At 38.3% G+C, this 18,992-nt stretch carries 15 protein-coding genes; 2 read left to right on the top strand and 13 right to left on the bottom strand.

Annotated elements, in window-relative coordinates; genetic code table 11:
- Nucleotides 1-62: 62 nt before the first annotated feature.
- Nucleotides 63-2,117 carry a DUF4179 domain-containing protein gene (locus KDN24_RS06755; protein WP_409972074.1) on the bottom strand — a complete coding sequence of 685 codons (2,055 nt, stop codon included), beginning with the start codon at nt 2,115-2,117 and terminating at the stop codon, nt 63-65.
- A gap of 165 nt (nt 2,118-2,282) precedes the next feature.
- On the opposite strand from KDN24_RS06755, the gene KDN24_RS06750 reads away from it, so the two are divergent.
- Nucleotides 2,283-2,780: a MarR family winged helix-turn-helix transcriptional regulator gene (locus tag KDN24_RS06750; protein WP_409972075.1), complete on the top strand. Its 498-nt coding sequence runs from the start codon at nt 2,283-2,285 to the stop codon at nt 2,778-2,780.
- 77 nt (nt 2,781-2,857) lie between these two features.
- On the opposite strand, the gene KDN24_RS06745 is transcribed toward KDN24_RS06750, so the two are convergent.
- Complete coding sequence (locus tag KDN24_RS06745; protein WP_409972076.1) at nt 2,858-4,321, bottom strand: alpha/beta hydrolase family protein; 1,464 nt, start codon at nt 4,319-4,321, stop codon at nt 2,858-2,860.
- Between the two features lie 230 nt (nt 4,322-4,551).
- On the opposite strand from KDN24_RS06745, the gene KDN24_RS06740 reads away from it, so the two are divergent.
- Nucleotides 4,552-6,012 carry an alanine/glycine:cation symporter family protein gene (locus KDN24_RS06740; RefSeq protein WP_409972205.1) on the top strand — a complete coding sequence of 487 codons (1,461 nt, stop codon included), beginning with the start codon at nt 4,552-4,554 and terminating at the stop codon, nt 6,010-6,012.
- Nucleotides 6,013-6,145: 133 nt separating this feature from the next.
- Here the strand turns inward: KDN24_RS06740 and phoU are convergent, their stop codons facing one another.
- The 11 genes from phoU to KDN24_RS06685 all read right to left on the bottom strand — a co-directional run bounded on the left by phoU (nt 6,146) and on the right by KDN24_RS06685 (nt 18,906).
- Nucleotides 6,146-6,805 carry a phosphate signaling complex protein PhoU gene (phoU, locus tag KDN24_RS06735; RefSeq protein ID WP_409972077.1) on the bottom strand — a complete coding sequence of 220 codons (660 nt, stop codon included), beginning with the start codon at nt 6,803-6,805 and terminating at the stop codon, nt 6,146-6,148.
- A 13-nt stretch (nt 6,806-6,818) separates the two neighbouring features.
- The gene (gene pstB / locus KDN24_RS06730; RefSeq protein WP_409972078.1) at nt 6,819-7,652 is read right to left on the bottom strand and encodes a phosphate ABC transporter ATP-binding protein PstB; all 834 of its coding nucleotides are present in this window, start codon (nt 7,650-7,652) and stop codon (nt 6,819-6,821) included.
- Between the two features lie 18 nt (nt 7,653-7,670).
- Nucleotides 7,671-8,495 carry a phosphate ABC transporter permease PstA gene (gene pstA / locus KDN24_RS06725; RefSeq protein ID WP_409972079.1) on the bottom strand — a complete coding sequence of 275 codons (825 nt, stop codon included), beginning with the start codon at nt 8,493-8,495 and terminating at the stop codon, nt 7,671-7,673.
- Between the two features lies 1 nt (nt 8,496).
- Nucleotides 8,497-9,405 carry a phosphate ABC transporter permease subunit PstC gene (gene pstC / locus KDN24_RS06720; RefSeq protein ID WP_409972080.1) on the bottom strand — a complete coding sequence of 303 codons (909 nt, stop codon included), beginning with the start codon at nt 9,403-9,405 and terminating at the stop codon, nt 8,497-8,499.
- A gap of 95 nt (nt 9,406-9,500) precedes the next feature.
- A complete protein-coding gene (locus KDN24_RS06715; RefSeq protein ID WP_409972081.1) occupies nt 9,501-10,343 on the bottom strand; it encodes a phosphate ABC transporter substrate-binding protein in 843 nt (280 codons plus the stop codon).
- A gap of 395 nt (nt 10,344-10,738) precedes the next feature.
- Nucleotides 10,739-11,686: a hypothetical protein gene (locus KDN24_RS06710; protein ID WP_409972082.1), complete on the bottom strand. Its 948-nt coding sequence runs from the start codon at nt 11,684-11,686 to the stop codon at nt 10,739-10,741.
- Between the two features lie 504 nt (nt 11,687-12,190).
- Nucleotides 12,191-13,396: a dihydrolipoamide acetyltransferase family protein gene (locus tag KDN24_RS06705; protein WP_409972083.1), complete on the bottom strand. Its 1,206-nt coding sequence runs from the start codon at nt 13,394-13,396 to the stop codon at nt 12,191-12,193.
- Between the two features lie 13 nt (nt 13,397-13,409).
- Nucleotides 13,410-14,441, bottom strand: a complete 1,032-nt coding sequence (locus KDN24_RS06700) for an alpha-ketoacid dehydrogenase subunit beta (RefSeq protein WP_486303954.1) — start codon at nt 14,439-14,441, stop codon at nt 13,410-13,412.
- A 15-nt stretch (nt 14,442-14,456) separates the two neighbouring features.
- Nucleotides 14,457-15,425, bottom strand: a complete 969-nt coding sequence (locus tag KDN24_RS06695) for a thiamine pyrophosphate-dependent dehydrogenase E1 component subunit alpha (RefSeq protein ID WP_409972085.1) — start codon at nt 15,423-15,425, stop codon at nt 14,457-14,459.
- Between the two features lie 18 nt (nt 15,426-15,443).
- Entirely contained in the window at nt 15,444-16,799 is a 1,356-nt protein-coding gene (lpdA, locus tag KDN24_RS06690; RefSeq protein ID WP_486303955.1) for a dihydrolipoyl dehydrogenase, read from the bottom strand.
- Nucleotides 16,800-17,106: 307 nt separating this feature from the next.
- Entirely contained in the window at nt 17,107-18,906 is a 1,800-nt protein-coding gene (locus KDN24_RS06685) for a sigma-54-dependent Fis family transcriptional regulator (RefSeq protein WP_409972086.1), read from the bottom strand.
- Nucleotides 18,907-18,992 lie beyond the last annotated feature (86 nt).

The raw sequence follows: 18,992 nt of genomic DNA, 5'->3' as shown, positions 1-18,992 counted from the left end.
AGAAGCAGGTTTTCCCCTTTTTAGGGAACCTGCTTCTTCTTTTAAAGTTTTCTGCAAAACTTTTATTCGAATGTAACCTTCACAACATCATCCAAATATTTCGTTGTATTATATTCATAAATAACTAGTTTTGAAGGCAGCACGTTGTTATTTTGTAACTGAATGTTTTGAACGGTATGGAAATAACGGGGCTGCTCGATTTCTTTATAGGAGAATACGTTTTTATTCATATCGTATTCTACCCCATTTTTATCAACAGCTACTCCTTCAAAATCCATCCCTATTGAATTAAGTTGATTTCCATCCTCACCTAAAATATCGAAACGAAGCATCTCATATGCGCGATTCTCAATTTCATGATTGCTTATGACAATGTTCGTATTCTGCCCAACTTCCTGCCTGTCTAAGGAGATTGAACTTCCTGCATATTCAAAAGAATAAGGATACTCTAGAATATCGTCAAAATCGATGATAAAATTGTCTTCAATTGTTAAATAAGCAGAGTTTAATTGAGCGTTCACTTCTTTTGGTTTTTCTCCAAAAAGAGGGTCAAAATGTGTTTGAAAAGTAGTCCAATTCATATCATACTGTGTATCCAAATAAGCGCTGCCATACCAATCAACTTTCGTTTCTTTATTGTTCACTTCTAGATTGTTAAAAATAAGATAATCGATCCGTTTCTCTGGATGTTCATTATTAATACCAAATTGCAGAATCGTCGTTGTTGGTGCAAAGATTAGTTTATCAAATCGAACTGGAATCCCCTCTATTTCCATTTTTTCGTCCAATGCATATTCAATGGAAGTTTTTTTTGTGACTGGTATCTCGAAGTTCCAACCCCCTGATTTAAATTCAGTATCATCGTAACTCCAATCATCATTCCGCCCTGAGGAATGATGAATTAATTTCTGGAGCTTAAAGATTGTGAGTTTGATTGTCCCATTATCCGTTGTAAGTGGAGGCAGACTCATCTTCCCTTGAAATACGTTCTTTTCATTTTTATTTACAACTGATTCAAAGTCAGGGGGATAATGCATTGGAGATGCTGAACGACTCATGATTTCAGATTCGTTCTCCACCATAACCCCATTATAATAACTTATCTCATATTGGTTTTCTTCATATAAATCTTCTATTTCATAAAAAACAAGTGTCTGAACATCATCAGCAATCACACTCTTAATCTTAATTTTCACTCCATCACTTTCCGCTTCAAGGTTCAGCCTTTGACCCAGGTCATGTTGGAGAAAGGCACGCAACTCAGGATCTTCTTCTGTCCATGTATAGTAGAGCTTTGTAAACGTTCCTGTAAAAAAACCTATCCCTATTAAGAATGCAAAAATACTTACAAAAACAAGTCTCATTTTTTTACGTTTTTTGATTTTCCTTTGTCTATCCTTCTCGTTCTCTATCAACCTATCATTGACCTTCGCCATGAAATCAGATGGGATATGCAAATCTTCCATTCTATCAGTCAGATTTAAGATGACATCCTGAAACGCAGCCAAATCCTCCTGACATTTTTGACAATGATAAATATGTACTTCGAAATCAATCTTTTTCGGGCGATCCATGGATCTTTCTAAGTAATTAATGTAATCCTTTTGATACTCCTTACAACCATGAATGGTTGTGTCAGACCCCCATTCTCTTCCAAGTGACTGGATTCCAGAAAACAAAAGCTCTTTAATCTTTTCCCCTGAAACTTGGAGAAGATGTGCCACTTCCTCCTGAGAGAATCCTTGTACATATGTAAGGACGATCGCTTCCTTCTCATCCTCTTTCAATTGATCGAGAGCTTTAAAGAAGCCCTGACGTGGTTCACTTTCCTCTGAAGCTTGTAAGCTTCTATCACGAGAAAGCTCCCGGCAGTTATCGATGAAAATGGATGTCATCCTCTTTTCAAATGGTGCCCTCCCTTTAAATCGAGGCCATTCCTTTTGGGCTTTTATAATGGAGCGGTAAAAAAGCTCCTCCATTTGCTGATGATGACGTAGATAACACCAACCTAGTTTATAGAACGATTGTTTATGCTGATCGAACCAACCGAAGATGGAGTCCACGTCCTTGTCTATATTTGTAGTGGTAGGAATGGGATCTATTTTTGCTGGAATCATAAACGTGATCTCCCCTTTAGGCGTATTTCACTGTTTTAGCACCTTCGAATATTTAATCTCCCTTATTCAAGGCTGACAGATAATAAGTTTTACTAAACAAATGATAAATATTACAAATAATGGTTTATATATAGAATAGCAAACTTCTTATTAGTACGTAAGTCTATGTCTATTGACAAATATATAATAGTTAAGCAAAATGAACTTAAAATGAATGAGGATGATAAAACTGTGCATGATTATTTAATAATGATAGACAAAATCAATCAAAAATTTGAGCAGTTCAAATTATTAGTCTTACAAGAAACGAAAGAGGTTGAGGAATTAGAGAACTTTCAATTAACCCCTCAACAAGAAGTTATCATGTGTTATATCATTCGTAATGAGCCGGTAATAGCGAAAGATATTGCCAACCATTTTGATATTTCAAAAAGTGCGGTTAGCCAAGTAATTGCAAAGCTTGAAGAAATGAAAATGATTTATCGTCAAGAAAATTTAGTCAACCGTCGAGAGACCTTTATTTATCTTGGGGATAGGGGGCAAGCTTTTCATCAGCTTCTAAAAAAAATTGACGACAGTCTTGTAGAAAAGTATTACTCAAAAGCAAGCTTAACAGAGTTAAAAAATGTTCTTGAAACATTAAATAAGATTGTCGGAACTTGAAAACAAATTGAAAACAAACTTGCTATAAAGAAAGCTATTGTGCCGTTTTTTCATATTGACTATGCTCATTTAATCTATCAATCATTTTTAATATTGGCTTTAAAATAGTAAAACTTATCCTCTTTTTTCTCTTTCCTAAGCAAGGGATCAGGCTCTTCGCCTTTCACATAATGATTAAAGAAAGCCAAAATATACCGATTCATGACTTGATGAAATTGATTTACATCAATATTCCATGACAATAATGGAGAGAGAAAGGGGAAATCTGTAAAAGTATAATGATCTCCTGCTATAAAAGTAAGCATAAAAGTATCTCCCTTTATTCCCTCTTTATAATGAAAATCAGCAAGCTCTGTAATTTTATTATGATACTTTTGAAATTCTTCTGGCGTGATATTCGTATACTGAATTTCTTCTTCCGGTATATAAAGATAATCTTCATCTAAAATAAACAGAAAAGGCTGTTCAAATCCTGAGCTGGCCACCGGTTCATGCAAAGGCCCATCTATATTGATTCCTGCCGAAATCCTGCTATCATCCAACAATGCTTGAGCTGCTGTTGAACCTCCATATGAATGACCAAATATACCAATTCTATCCATGTCCATCTTTCCAGTAAACAACCCTTGAGGATCCTGATTATTTATTGTTGTTAATTGATCTAGGACATAGCTCATATCTATTGATCGCGTTGTAACATCTTTCTCGTCTTCAATATCAAAGGAATAAGAATATGCATCTGTCTGATTCATGATTTCCCGCCCATCCGGGAACTTCGTATAGGCTGCATCATTCGTATGGTCAACGCTGACAACAACATATCCATGACTTGCCAATTCCTCCATTTGCGAAAAACTTTGCATTCTTGTACTTCCAAATCCGTGAGAAAATAAAAGAACCGGAAATTTATCTTCTTGATTGGATACTGCAATATCTTTTATGCTGTTAGTTTGTCCATACTTCAAATACTCAAATAAAAAGCGCGGAACAGAAAAAATGAATTCCATCGTTCCCGACCATTCTTCGTAAGGAAAGAATTCATAATGAATCCCCTTCGCATCATCGTTCACCTTGGCTGGATACCATATTTGTATCATCATTTCCCGATCCTTTTGTTCTGAGTCAAGTCTAGATTCATCTATCAAATGCCTTGAGTTCATACCTACTTCAAAAGGACCTGCAGGCTTTGGAAGTTGAAATACAGGCATGACAGTGACTAAGCCAAAGCTGCAGAGCGAATACATGAGTATAAACAAAATAAAAAAAAGCTTTGTGGCCTTCCTTCTATTTTTCGCGTTTTCTAGTATGGCTTTTTCTGCATTCCTTTGTATGTATGACTTCAGTGTGAATACAGTTAGAAGAATAAATAATAGATAGGTAAATCCCATTTGCCATCGATAACCCTCAAGCCCCAAATGAATAATCAAAAGAATAAGTGCAATGATATTCGTGATTGTTTTTACTTTTGCATCAAATCTAAACAGAAAAGAAAAAAGCCATAAAATATGAACTGTAATTAAAATCCCCTCAAACAACCTCAATAGTCTCAACTCCTATTTTAAAGTTCCTTAGTTTAGTTAACTATACTTAACTATATATTCCAAGAATCTAAATGTCAATTTTCTTTAAAGCTTCAAATCAATAATAAAATTCATCGTGGAACAGATTGAATTCAGTAGAGATTTTCTCCTAAAATGGGGATAAAAGCTGAGGTCTTTTAATGATGAAGAGAGGTTTATCCTATATTGAAATTATAAAATTCAGACTATAAATTGTAAATACCATTAACGACTTGCTATGGAGCCCTGTATTGGTAGGGTTCATTGTTTTATGCGGTTTGTACTTTAGTTTCCGCACTAGATTCCTACAGATTCGTCACATTAAAGAAATGATAAAACTTGTGACCTCGGGGAAGGGTTCTGATGCAGGGGTTTCTTCGTTTCAAGCATTAGCGATGTCTTTATCAGGCCGTATCGGCGTAGGGAATATCGCTGGAACCGCAACAGGTATTGCTTATGGAGGACCTGGTGCCGTCTTTTGGATGTGGGTCATTACCTTTATCGGTGCATCCTCGGCTTATGTAGAGTCGACTCTTGCTCAAATCTATAAAGAAAAGCAGGACGGGAAGTATCGTGGGGGACCGGCATTCTATATAGAAAAGGGGCTTGGCTGGAAATGGTTTGCGGTCATTTTCGCAGTGGCAACACTTCTTGCAATGGCATTCTTAATGCCAGGTATACAGGCAAATTCAATTGCAGATAGTGTTCATAACGCTTTTGGTCTTGATCAAACAATCACTGGTCTAATCGTTGTCGCACTTGTTGGTTTTACTATTTTTGGCGGTGTTAAGCGTATTGCTAAGGTTGCAGAATTGGTCGTTCCTTTTATGGCAGCCGGTTATGTGTTACTTGCAATTGCAATTATAGGAGTTAATTTTGGAGATATACCAACAGTATTTGGGTTAATTTTTAAAAGCGCTTTCGGAGCTGAAGAAATGTTTGGCGGTATTATTGGTTCTGCTGTTATGTGGGGAGTAAAACGTGGTCTTTATGCGAATGAAGCTGGGCAAGGTACTGGTGCTCACCCTGCGGCCGCTGCTGAGGTATCCCACCCTGCGAAGCAAGGTCTTGTACAGGCGTTTTCCATTTATTTAGATGTATTCTTAGTTGTTACAGCAACTGCTTTGATGATTTTATTTACACAGCAATACAATGTTATCGATGAAAAAACCGGAGGAGTCATAACGGAAAATATTCAGGGAGTTGAACCGGGAGCTGGCTACACTCAAGCGGCAGTTGATACGCTCATTCCAGGATTCGGTGCAGGATTTGTTGCCATTGCACTATTCTTCTTTGCTTTCACGACCATTTATGCTTATTACTATATCGCAGAGACAAACTTGGCCTATTTAATACGTGGTAGATTCAGGAAAATTGCTTTTATCGCATTAAAACTCGTCCTTTTAGGTGCCATTTTCTTTGGGTCAGTTAAAACTGCAACAACAGCATGGGCAATGGGCGATATCGGACTCGGAATTATGGTATGGCTGAACTTAATAGCGATTCTATTCTTATTTAAACCTGCGAATATTGCTTTAAAGGATTATGAGGAGCAGCTTAAGCAAGGGAAAGATCCAGAATTCAATTCATCTAAATATGGAATTAAGAATGCTGATTTCTGGGCAAATGGGTATGAAAGATCAAAAGAGAAAGATAAAAGGAATATTTCGTAAAGTTCTAATATGACCCAAATGAAGTTTAATCATTTGGGTCTTTTCATGCTCTACTTATTGTGCATTACATAATATTTTTTAACGATCAAAATAGGAGTAAGCCATATCAGCTTAACTCCCTAAAAATGTCGATTTATGAATTGAAATCATATATTTTTCCTTTAATCAAATAAGCTGAGCTTTCAGCAATATTTGTTATATGGTCAGCTGTTCTTTCAAGATAACGATTGACAAATAATAATTGTACAAGCTGATTTGTTTCTTCTGGATGTTCGCTTAAATAATTCGTAAGTGTTTTATATGTTTCACCATTATATTTATCAACTTCGTCCTCTAGCCCACTAACCTCTTTCGCAAGAACAATATTCTCTTCCATAAAGGATTGCATTGCTTTTTGCAACATCTGAATAGATACTTCTTTCATCTGCTCTAGATGGGTAATAGACAATAAAGAATTTGTTTTCCCAATTTTGATTGTGGCTTTAGCTATATTTACCGCAAAATCCGCAATACGTTCAATTTCAGAAGAGATTTTGAGTACACCAATCATGACACGTAAATCTCTTGCAACCGGCTGTTCTTTTGCCATGAGCCATATGACAAGTTGATTAATTTCCATATCAAGATTATCAATATCTGCATCTTCATCTATCACTTTTAAAGCAATCTCTACATCTTGTGTTTTTAAGGCATTAAACGCTTTTTCTAAGGAAGCAATTGAAAGCTCTCCCATTTCAGTGACTTTTGATTTTATTTTCAATAAATTATTCTCAAAGTTCTCACGAATAACCATTTGTTACCTCCTATTATCCAAATCGACCTGTTACATAATCTTCTGTTCTCTGGTCGAGTGGTGTAGAAAAAATCTTATCTGTATCATCGTATTCGATAACTTCTCCATTTAAGAAAAACGCTGTTTTATCGGAAATTCTTGCAGCTTGTTGCATATTATGAGTGACGATGACAATCGTATAATCTTTCTTCATATTTGAGATCAATTCCTCTACTTTTAACGTAGAGATTGGATCTAAGGCTGAAGTAGGCTCGTCCATTAAAATCACTTCAGGTTTCATCGCAATCGCCCGTGCAATACAAACACGTTGTTGCTGACCACCTGACAAGCCGAGTGCTGATGTTTTAAGACGATCCTTTACTTCATCCCAAATCGCCGCACTACGCAAACTCTCTTCCACAATTTTATTTAATTCTTTTTTATTTTTAATCCCTTGCATTCTTGGACCATAGGCAACATTGTCATAAATGCTCATGGGGAATAAATTTGGTTTTTGAAACACCATTCCCACTTTTGTACGTAATTTAATCACATCATTTGTTCTATAAATATTCTCATGATCGATTTCAACATCACCAATAATTCTCACACCATCAATTAAATCATTCATTCGATTTAACGTCCGCAAAAAAGTCGATTTGCCACATCCTGAAGGGCCAATTAAAGCCGTTACCTGTTTTTCATAAATATCAAGATACACTCCGAACAGGGCTTGTTTCTCGCCATAAAATAGATTTAAATCCTTCACACTAATTTTCATTGTACCTTCTTCTATTTGAGAAAATAGCTTCCCTGTTTGATTTTGATTAATCGCTATCTCGCCACGTTCCATTACTGATGTGCTCATAAACATTCTCCTTATTATTTATTGGTCTGCTTTGTTTAATTTTTTTGATATAAATGTTGCTGATAGATTGATAGCCAAAATAATAATGATGAGAACAATACCAACAGCAGCAGCCAGTTCAATATCCCCAGACTCTTGTGTTACTAAATAGGAGTGGACAGTTAAAGTTCTAGCTGATGAGAAAATACTCTCTGGCATGGCAGCTACTGTTCCAGCAGTTAAAAATATGGCAGCTGATTCACCAACAATTCGTCCAATCGAGAGAATGATACCAGATAATATTCCTGGCATCGCACTAGGTAAAATCACCTTGTATAACGTTTGAAACTTTGTTGTTCCAAGCGCTAATGAACCTTCACGATACGAACCAGGGACTGTTTTTAAAGCTTCTTCAGTTGTTCGGATGATAACAGGCAAAACGATAATTGTTAATGTTAACGATGCAGCTATAATGGACATCCCTAATTTTAATGTTGTGACAAAGAATACCGCACCAAACAAACCATAAATAATCGAAGGAATTCCTGTTAAACTTTCTGTTGCAAAGCGGATAATTTTTACTAATCGTCCTTGTTTAGCATATTCTTGTAAATAAACAGCCGCTAATATTCCGATTGGTATGGCAATGATTAATGAAATAACAATCGTGTAAATAGTTGTGACAATCATTGGCCAAATACCACCATCTCCAGTAGGTGAATAATCACCAAAGATGAAATCAAAACTAATCAAATTAAATCCTTTATAGAAGATAAATCCAACAATCATGACGAGAACAGCAACGGAAAGAAAAGCTGAAAGCCATAAAAGTCCACGTAATATGTTATCTTTCAATGGTCTCACTCTAGTTACCGCCCTTCGCACTAATTTTCGCTAATACAAAATTCAATAATAATATAAATGAAAATAATACAATTCCTGTTGCGAATAGCATTTCTTGATGAGTGCCAGCAGCATATCCCATTTCTAACGCAATATTTGTCGTGAGTGGACGAACACTATCAGTCAAGCTGGTTGGTAAGATTAAACTATTCCCAGCCACTAATATAACAGCCATCGTTTCGCCAATGGCCCGACCCAATCCTAATACGATTGCCGCCATAATCCCTGATTTAGCTGCTGGTACAACGACTTTGAAAATGGTTCCGATCTGCGACACTCCGAGAGCGAGTGACCCTTCACGATAGGTGTTTGGCACAGCACGAATCGCTGTTTCTGCTACAGTCACAATGGTTGGCAACATCATAATGGCTAGTACAAGAATAACAGCTAATAAGCTTTGGCCTTTCACTAAGCCTAAAGTATTTTGTAAAAAAGGAACGATGATAGCAAGTCCAAACACTCCATATAAAACAGATGGGATACCTGCTAATAATTGAATCGCAGGTGAAATGATTTTGGCTACTTTTTTTGAGGCTATTTCTGCTAAGAAAATCGCTGTAAATAAGCCGACAGGCACCCCGATAATTAATGCCCCAATCGTAGCAAAAGTTGATGCAACAATCATTGGGAATATGCCGAATTTGTCTTCACTTGGAAACCATTCTGTACCGAAAATAAAGTTCATAAAGCTATAGCCAGAAGCAACAAATGGATGTGAGCCTTTATAAAAAACAAATCCGATGATTAATAATAAAGAAATGACTGAGAGAAGAGCACAAACCAAGAACACTCTTGCTGATACTTTCTCTAAAAAATACTTTCTTTTATTGGCCTTGCCAATTTCTACATTGTGATTTGTTGGGATAGACAACTGTATTCCTCCAAGATTACATTTTAAAATTTAGGTCAGTTAAATGCAGTTTATTACCGCTCCAATCAATAAGAATTGAGCTCAACATTTTAAAATTAATTAACAGGAATTGCCCCTGCTTCTGCTGCAATAAGTTGGCCCTCATCACTTAAAATAAAATCAATAAATTGTTGGCCAGCTTTCGATAAATTCCCATCTTTGTAGACAAATAAGAATGGTCGTGACAAACTGTATTTTTGTTGAAGCACATTTTCGGCCGTTGCCTCTACGCCATCAATATCAATTGTTGATATCGATTGGTCGATATATTCAAAAGAAATAAAGCCAACCGCATGTTTATTGTTCGCAACGGTTGTTTTAATATTTCCGTTCCCGCTTGCGATAATGGCGCTCCTTACTAATTCACTAGATCGATAGCCTACAATTTCCTGGAATGCATCGCGAGAACCAGATCCATCCTCGCGAGAGACGACGACAATCTCCAAGTCATCCCCACCCAGTTCGCTCCAATTCGTAACTTCACCAGTAAAAATCTGTTTTACTTGCTCCATCGTAAGATTAATAACATTGTTGGTTGGATGAGTCACTACGACAATGCCATCATATGCAATAACAACTTCATTCAATCTATTCGCTTTTTCTTCTTCCTTTAAATCTCGCGAAGACATACCGATTTCTGACACACCATTGATTGCGTTTGTAATACCGGCAGAAGAACCAATTTGGTTGATTTCAATATTTGTATGATCTTTCTCTTTATATTTTACTGCTAATTTTTCAGCAAGCGGCCCAACAGATGTCGATCCTGAAATAGAGATTGTAGAACTACTGCCATTTGACGCTTCTGTATTCCTATCACTATTACTTGTACATGCTGATAATGCAGCTAGTAAAGATAACAACAAGAAGCCCGTTGTTATTTTTTTAAAAATGCTCATTTATTACCTCCGAGATAATAATGTTAGCGACTTCGCTGTCGTATATTGTCATTTAGTAGAATAAATGTTCAATGTAAATTTTCTACACGAACTTTGTAAAGGTTTTGTAAATTTTATTAAAAACAAGATATTTTGTGTTAATTTTTGTTAAAAGAAGAGAATGAGGATATTGAGGATGGTTACGTACATGATGGGTTTACATTTTAGTAAAAGTATTAATGGATAAGTGAATACAAAAAAACTGTACCTCCATTGTTTAGTCAATTCTAACAACGGAGATACAGTTCAATTAAGAAAAAGGCCTTGGTCTGAATGGTGGATAGGGGTCTCTCCTTCATTTAAAAGGTCAAATGCTTGGTCCATTATTCTTATTGTAAAAAAATAGTACTTCTGCGTTAAACAACGCTTGCTAATTTCAAGACTTTACTACTTTCCCCTAAAAGTTCTGAAGCATACTTCTTAACATTATCTACTTTATCCTCCCAAGCCTTTTCATCATTCATATATTCACACTCAAATATTTTTCGTGACATTTCATTAATAATCCTATAAGCTGCTACTGAATGCCCATTATCAGGATTAGTATTATCCGCCTCACTAAATATTGTCTTTATTTTTTCATCATTAGACCAATAAATCAATTCCACTAGCTTGGCCCGATACTCCAAATCAACGGTTGTTATATCTGGATATTTTTTCTTATCATAAGCATGTTGCGCCTCATGCTTCAGAAATGAAATATTGAATTGATCACTTTCTGTATCGTATACACTTCTGACACAACATAAAGTCCCATCTTTACCAACCCAACCGCCAGTTCCTGTTTTCCCAAAAGAAATAAAGTCCAACCAACTTCGTGATATAAACCCATCCATCATAATGATTGTATATGGTTCTATACCACTTGGCAGTTCTACATCATACGTTACTTTTGTGGAACTTTTCCAAATATATGGTCCAAAAAATCCCGATGTATATCCACCTAAATATTCATAACCTTCCGCTTTCACTATCTTTTCAATCTCATTTTCAATACTATCATCCTTTAACAAATCTGATTTTGCTCCACAAAAATTCGTTAATTCTTGGAAGAGTAATTTTTTTGCTTCTTCGTTTGGTGTATTCATCCAAAATACATTTCTATAATAATTTTGATAGATTCTGTCTATATCTCCAATAATCCTATTATCTGTCCTTTTATAATATTGCTCATTTTCAAAAATATTAATATACTTCTGAAACCAATCTTTCTTTTCATGAAATTTACTAAGATAACTTACAGCCTCATGTAATTGACCTTTCCATAAATACGATTTAAATTCAAGCTCATCAAATATACTCATGGTTGAATCTCTCCTAAATTAAAGTAGTTTGCTCATTGAGCCAGTTTTATAGATACTATATACTTAGTTCACATTTTTTTCCTCAAACCACTACATATTGGGCCAATTTGTCCTATTTCTCCTTTGAATCACTGTTCAGTAATATTAATCTCCTGCTACACCATCCCACCTGACCCCGTATTCCCACGTCCCCTAATTAATTCCATTTACAATAAAACAAGGTAATTCCCCTGTTTTCTTCCTATTTTTAAGGTCCGTAGAACCCTTTCTTACATTTACTTCAATCCTTATTATACCAAAGATTCCCTGCTTTTCTTCTCTCTATTTTTCTAACATTTAAGAACAGAAAAAGGATGGGATTCCTGTTCCCACCCTTTCTATCCTGCTGTTTATTTTTGCCTTTGTTCACACGTTCTTTAGAGGCATATCAAAACTTTATATTGATTTAACTGTGAGTTTGTTATGTGGCATAGGAGTTTTTTTAAATGGTTTTCTTTAAACATTCTAAAAAAGTAATAGATATGGGTTTTCTAAGTAGTAGCAGATGCGCTGTAAGAATTCTGCTGCTGGGGCGCCGTCCACTACTTGATGATCGAATGTTAGGCTTAGTGGAATCTCATGTTGCTCAACGATTTCCTTATTGTCACTGAAGACAAGCTTGCAGTCGATGGCACCTACACCTAAAATACCGATTTCCGGTGTATTTAAAATTGGTGTGAAGTATTCGATTCCTGCATATCCTAAGTTTGAAATCGTAAATGTCGAGCCTGTTAGTAAATCGCCGCTAAGCGTATTGCTGCGTGCACCGTCTGTGATGTTTGTTATGTTTTCTGCAAGTTTCGTTAACGTTTTGTTCGTTGCATCTTTTACGACAGGAACGATTAAGCCTTCATCAACTGCAACGGCCACGCCGATATGAATATCCTCGTGAACAGCATGCTCGCCATTGGCATAGGAGGCATTCATTTCTGGAAAATCTTTTAATGCGAGCACGACGGCACGAACTAGTAGCGTGTTGATGCTTAGTTGACCACCCGATAAACGCTCACCAAGCTTCGCCTTCATATCTGCTCGGAATGTCATTAGCGGTGAGACATTGGCTTTACGGTGCAATGTCACTTGCGCCGTTTGCTGCAAGCTATTATGCATGCGCTTCGCAATGACTTTACGCATACCAGATAAGCCCTCACCAGCATTAGTACCAGTTACTGTGGCAGAAGCGGCTTTTATGGGAGGCACGAAGTTTTCAACATCGCGGCGCGTAATGCGGCCATTGCCACCCGTACCGGTGATATCTGAATAATCTATGCCTTGCTCTGCGGCAATTTTACGAGCAATTGGCGTAATAAAGATGCGTTCAACTTCTTTATCCCTAGAGGTAGGAGGTGCAACTACTTGTGCTTCTTGCTGTACTTGATCTTCAGTAGGTGTCGTTTCTTTAGCAGGAGCAGATGCATCCACTACCTTCTCACCAGACTCACCAATGTACCCAATTGGCTCTTTACAAGGGATATCCCCCATTTCCTCTACGATAATTTTGAGTAGGATGCCATCTGCTGGTGCCTCCACATCATGTGTTAGTTTTTCTGAACTAATCGTGCAAATGATATCCCCCTTCTTCACGACATCGCCTTCTTTTTTATACCATGATTCGACGGTTCCTTCCGTCATCGTTAAACCAAGTTTTGGCATTAAAATGCTTGTTGCCACTGTCATCACCACCTTATGATTTTTTTAAGTCAGCAATTAGTTCATTTGCTAGTTCGAATACTTTATCGGCATTTGGCATGTACAACTGTTCTAAATTTGCGGCAAATGGCACTGGTGTATTCGGTGCGCAAACACATTTGATTGGGCCATCTAAGTAGTCGAATGCTTTATCTGCTACGACCGAAGATATGTCTGTTGCAGTATTATTATGTGGGTTTGCTTCATCAATAATGATGAGGCGTCCTGTTTTCTTTACAGAATTTATAATCGTCTCTTGATCCCAAGGAGCGACTGTTACAATGTCTATGACTTCAACGCTCACACCATCTGCTTCTAATTTTTCAGCGACTTCGAGCGCCACGTAAAGCATTTTACCGATTGTCACAATCGTTAAATCAGAGCCTTCCTTCTTCACCTTTGCTTTACCGATTTCCACAGTGTAATATTCCTCTGGTACTTCTTCTTTAATCCCGTATAATGTTTTGTCCTCAAAGAACATGACAATGTTATCATCCTCGATCGCTGCATTTAAAAGTCCTTTTGCATCATATGGATTCGATGGGACAACAACCTTAATACCAGGAATTGAGCCAAGCAATCCATAGTAAGAGCCAGAATGCTGTGCAGCTGCTGAAGCACCTGCCCCGTGGCATGTCCGCACAGTCATAGGAATTTTGGCTTTGCCACCAAACATATAGCGCATTTTCGATCCTTGTGCGAGCAAAGTATCGAAGCAGAAGCCAATAAAGTCGTTGAACATTAATTCTGGTACAGGGCGCAGGCCAGTTGCCGCCGCACCTACAGCAGCCCCCATATAGCCCATTTCAGAAATTGGTGTATCGATGACACGCTCACGACCGTACTTTTCAACTAAGCCCTTTGTGACGCCGAATACGCCGCCCCAAGCTCCTTCAGTGCCTAAGTGTTCGATTGTTGCGCCACCTGCAATGTCCTCACCGAGCAAAATAACACGCTCATCACGCTCCATAGATTGGTCCATTGCCTCATTGATTGCCTGCATAAATGTAATTTTTCTTGTCATCATCCTTCACTCCTTTTATTAGTCTGCGTACACATCTTCGTATAAAGCCTCTGGCCGTGGAATTGGACTTTCCTGCGCAAATTGAATCGCTTTTACAATCGCCTTTACCGAATTCGCTTCAATTTCATCAGCTTGCTCTTTTGTTAATAGCTTTGATGCAATTGCCTCTTTACGGAATGCCTGAATACAATCGAAATCTGCGCGCTCCTTTTCCGGTCCTTCTTTTGCTTTATATTTTTGCTCATCACCTTCGAAGTGACCGTATTTGCGATATGTTAAGCATTCAATAATCGTTGGACCTTCACCTTTTCGTGCGCGGTCAATTGCTTCACCAGCTGCTTGAAATACCGCCTTTAAATCCATCCCATCAACTGTAACTCCTGGAATGTCGTAAGCTACACTGCGCTGTGCAATCGTTTTAGAACCAGAAGAATAGCTCTGCGGTGTTGACTCTGCGAATAAATTGTTTTCACAAACGAAAATGACAGGCAGCTTCCAAATCGCAGCTAAGTTAATACCCTCGTGGAATGTGCCCTCATTGGCTGCACCATCACCGAAGAAGCACACAACAACGCTATCCGTTTTCAAATATTTATTGCGAAGACCTGCGCCGACTGAAATCGGAAAACCACCACCAACCATACCATTCGCGCCGAGCATTCCTTTGTCGATATCAGCGATGTGCATTGAGCCACCCTTCCCTTTACAAAGTCCGGTCTCCTTGCCAAAAATTTCCGCCATCATGCCATTGAGATCGCAGCCCTTTGCAATACAGTGACCATGCCCGCGGTGCGTACTTGTAATATAGTCGGCATCAGTTAAATGCGCACAAACACCTGTCGCAACAGCTTCTTCACCTGCATATAAATGGACGAATCCTGGAATTTCACCACTCGTAAAAATACGATGCACTTCATCCTCAAAGTTACGAATATCATTCATCTTTTCATAAATCCAGGCGGCTTTCTTCATATCTAATTTTTGCATGATAAATCCTCCTTTTAGTTAGCCGTGAATGGCTCTTGAAATGATACTATTGGACACTTCGTCTGTTAATTCAGACAAAGTAGGGTGGGCAAATGTCAGATTAGCTAGTTCATCGACGCGACCCTCCGATTGCTTGACAGCAAGAAGCGTGTGGATTGTTTCTGTTGCATGACTGCCAACAATAACGGCACCAAGTATTTCATTGTATTTTTTCTCAGAAATGATTTTGACAAAGCCTTCAGTATCATTTGTTGCAATCGCCTTTCCGATAATGCTATAAGGCAGCTTGCTGACTTTGACATCATAGCCATTCTGCTTTGCTTCTGCTTCGCTAAGTCCAAAACTTGCAACCTCTGGAGTAGTGTAAATACAGCGAGGGATACTTGCTTGATTCAGCGGTTCCTGTGGGATGCCCGCCATATGTGCTACTGCCCTTAATCCTTCTGCACTTGCTGCATGAGCGAGCATATAGCCACCAATCATGTCACCAATGGCGTAAATACCTTTTTTGGATGTTTCATAATGCTTATTTACTTTCACGAACCGTCCTGCCTCATCAAGCTCTAGTCCAATCTCTTGTGGTAAAGCTAAGTTTGCCTTTCGCCCCGCCGCAAGAAGCAATTGCTTAAATGGTACAGTTTTACCAGACTGCAAGTGTACCGAATTCTTTGTAACCCTTTGAATGTTTACCTTTGTTTCCACTACTATGCCTAATTGCTGCAGCTTCTTTTTAAGAATGGCACGCGCCTCTGGATCCTCTGTTAATAAAATATCCTCGGCAACCTCTAGTATCGTCACACTGACATTAAGCGGGGCCATTGCAAAGGCAAGCTCTACCGCAATGACTCCACCTCCAATAATGACAAGCTGTTTCGGTAGCTTTCTTAACTCAAAAAAAGTGTCGGTCGTTAAATAAGCAACCTCTTCAATCCCTGCTATCGGTGGCACGAATGGTTTACTGCCAGTGGCTAGTAATATATTTTTGGACCTTAAGTTCTCACCATTAACGGTTACCGTTTTTCCGGCAATGCTTGCCTCACCTGTAAAGTAAGCGATTTCATTTTGTTTAAATAAATGGTTGATTCCACCCTGCAATGTGCTTACGACCTTGTCTTTTCGCTCGACAAGTTTTGAAAAATCAATCGCTTCTACTGTACTTTGAACGCCAAATTGATTGGCTTCTTTTATTGATAGCAGCCACTCTGCATGCTTCAGATAGGCCTTTGATGGTATACAGCCAACGTTTAAGCAAGTGCCACCGATTTTTTCACGCTCAACCACTGCTACACTTTGACCGAGCTGTGCGGCTTTGATAGCTGAGACATAGCCACCTGGACCTGCACCGATAACAACTAAATCAAATTGTTTCACCAACTTCCCCTCCATTCTTCTGTATTGTGCTAATACCATGTATGTAGCAAGTTCCGTGCCAACTTATAAAGTGAAACTTCAATTAGTGGGGGTTTTGTCCATCCCCCACTGATTGTAAGTTGAACCAATCAGGCATTTACGGGCTTTTAGAGCTCCCACTTAGAATTTTTTATTTCCACTACTTCTTGAAGTGGGGGGGCTTACAGCCCGTTAATGCGGGATAAAAAGGCGTAATAATGCGGTTTTGAAGAAAAGACAATAAAAAAAACGCTACAAACTTTGCAACAGTTTGTAGCGTTTTGTAGCATGGTTATTTTAAGTTGTATTTTTTCATCTTACGATAAAGCGTGCTTCTAGCAATCCCAAGCTCCTCTGAAGCCCGTGAAATATTATATTGATGGCGTTTTAATAATTCTTCAAGCTCTCGCTGCTCAAGAGGAACAGGAACTATATTTTGCTGTAAGCGCTCTCCTTTTTCACTGAAAACGGAACCAATTTCGATTAATTCCTGAATGTTCGAAATTGTTGGTGTGTCCTGTTCATAATACAAATGTAGACGTTCTAAAAAATTGTTAAGTTCGCGAATATTGCCAAACCAGTTATACTCCTTCGCTACCTCGTATGCAGCGCTCATCCAATGTGGATACCAATGTCGCTTGTCGCAATAATCTTGCATCAGCGTATAAATATCCTCCTTGCGCTCCCGAAGTGGGGGGATGGAGAGTGGGCAAACATATAGTCGATAAAATAAATCGAGTCGGAATTTGTCCTCTTGAACTAGCGCTTTTAAATTCCGATTGCTTGCGGTTACAATTCGAAACGATACAGTCTCTGCCTTTGTGCTACCGAGCGCTGTCACTTTTTTGTCTTCGAGTACGCGGAGAAGCGCTGCCTGCATCCGTAGTGACATGCTATCGATCTCATCGAAAAACAGTGTCCCCTCATTTGCCTGCAAAATTTTTCCTTGGTGTCCTTTATTGCTTGCACCGGTAAACGCACCGGGGGCATAGCCAAAAAGTTCACTCTCCAATAAGTTTTCACTGATTGCCCCGCAGTTAATTGCAACCAACGGGCCGCTTGAAGCAGAACTATTTTGATGAATCGTTTTAGCAATTATTTCTTTCCCACTACCTGATTCTCCATGAATATGAATCGGTAACATACTCGCTGCCGCCTTTACAACTTGATTCATAAATTGGCGGTAGTCAACATTTTTTGAGGGGACACCGAAATAGAAGAAGTTCGTTTGCTTCTGGGATGCTTGTAAAATCGGATAATAATAACCAATCAGCTGTCCATCGAACATAATCATTTCGGGTAATGCGTGAATAAATCGCGCGGTGAGCAGCTCCTGTACATTGCGCCCTGTCCATTCATCCTCATCGAGCATTAGCTCCTTTGAAATCGTTATAATTTGCTCGTGTTCATTGCAGACAATACCTGGACGTGTCATTTTATGTGCATAGTCGAGGAGCTGCTTATGACTCGTTAAATAATCATTGTGTAGCTTCTCCGAAATCGTACTCGCTAATAATTGTAGAAATAAATGAACTTCTACCTGTGTTGCTGAATTGTTTAAATGCGAGGAGATGTCAATCACGGCACAAATATCTCCAAATTCATTATGGATCGCAGCGGCCGTGCATTCCCACTCATGCGAAGAAATGGCGTAGTGCTCATAGCCACGTAAAGTCGTCACCTCACCTGTTTTTAGGGCAAGAGAGATGGCGTTCGTACCGACATCCTCTTCATGCCAACGATTGCCCTCGACAAAAGAAATTTCATTCGCTAAACCTTTTGTTCCCTCATAACCATCACGCCAAATAATGTAGCCATCGGCATCCGTTAATATGAAGATTGGCATTTTCAATTGAAAATATTGTTGATACGTTTTAAGTTCTTTCTCCACAAGTCCAATAATGCGTTTATTTTTTTGTTGCTTTTCCTTTAGTTTCGATTTCGAGATAATAGAAAAACTTTTTCTTCGATATGGGTCAACATCTTGATTGCGGCAATGCAGCCATGAATACGCTACATTCTTAGGAAGGATTTTTAGATCGGCCGAATCATCGGCAATAAAGCTTTTCCAAATACGTTCCTTTAAATCCATTGCAATTCCCCCTTATGCGGTAATGCTTTGTTTCAAAGGCAAATTTCTTCATACTTATTATTCTACTAAAAAAACTATCTGATAAT

The sequence above is a fragment of the Cytobacillus sp. Bva_UNVM-123 genome (assembly GCF_046351715.2).
GTDB lineage: Bacteria > Bacillota > Bacilli > Bacillales > Cytobacillaceae > Cytobacillus.
Note: the sequence above shows the minus strand (reverse complement) of the source record. Positions and strands in the feature narration are given on the sequence as shown.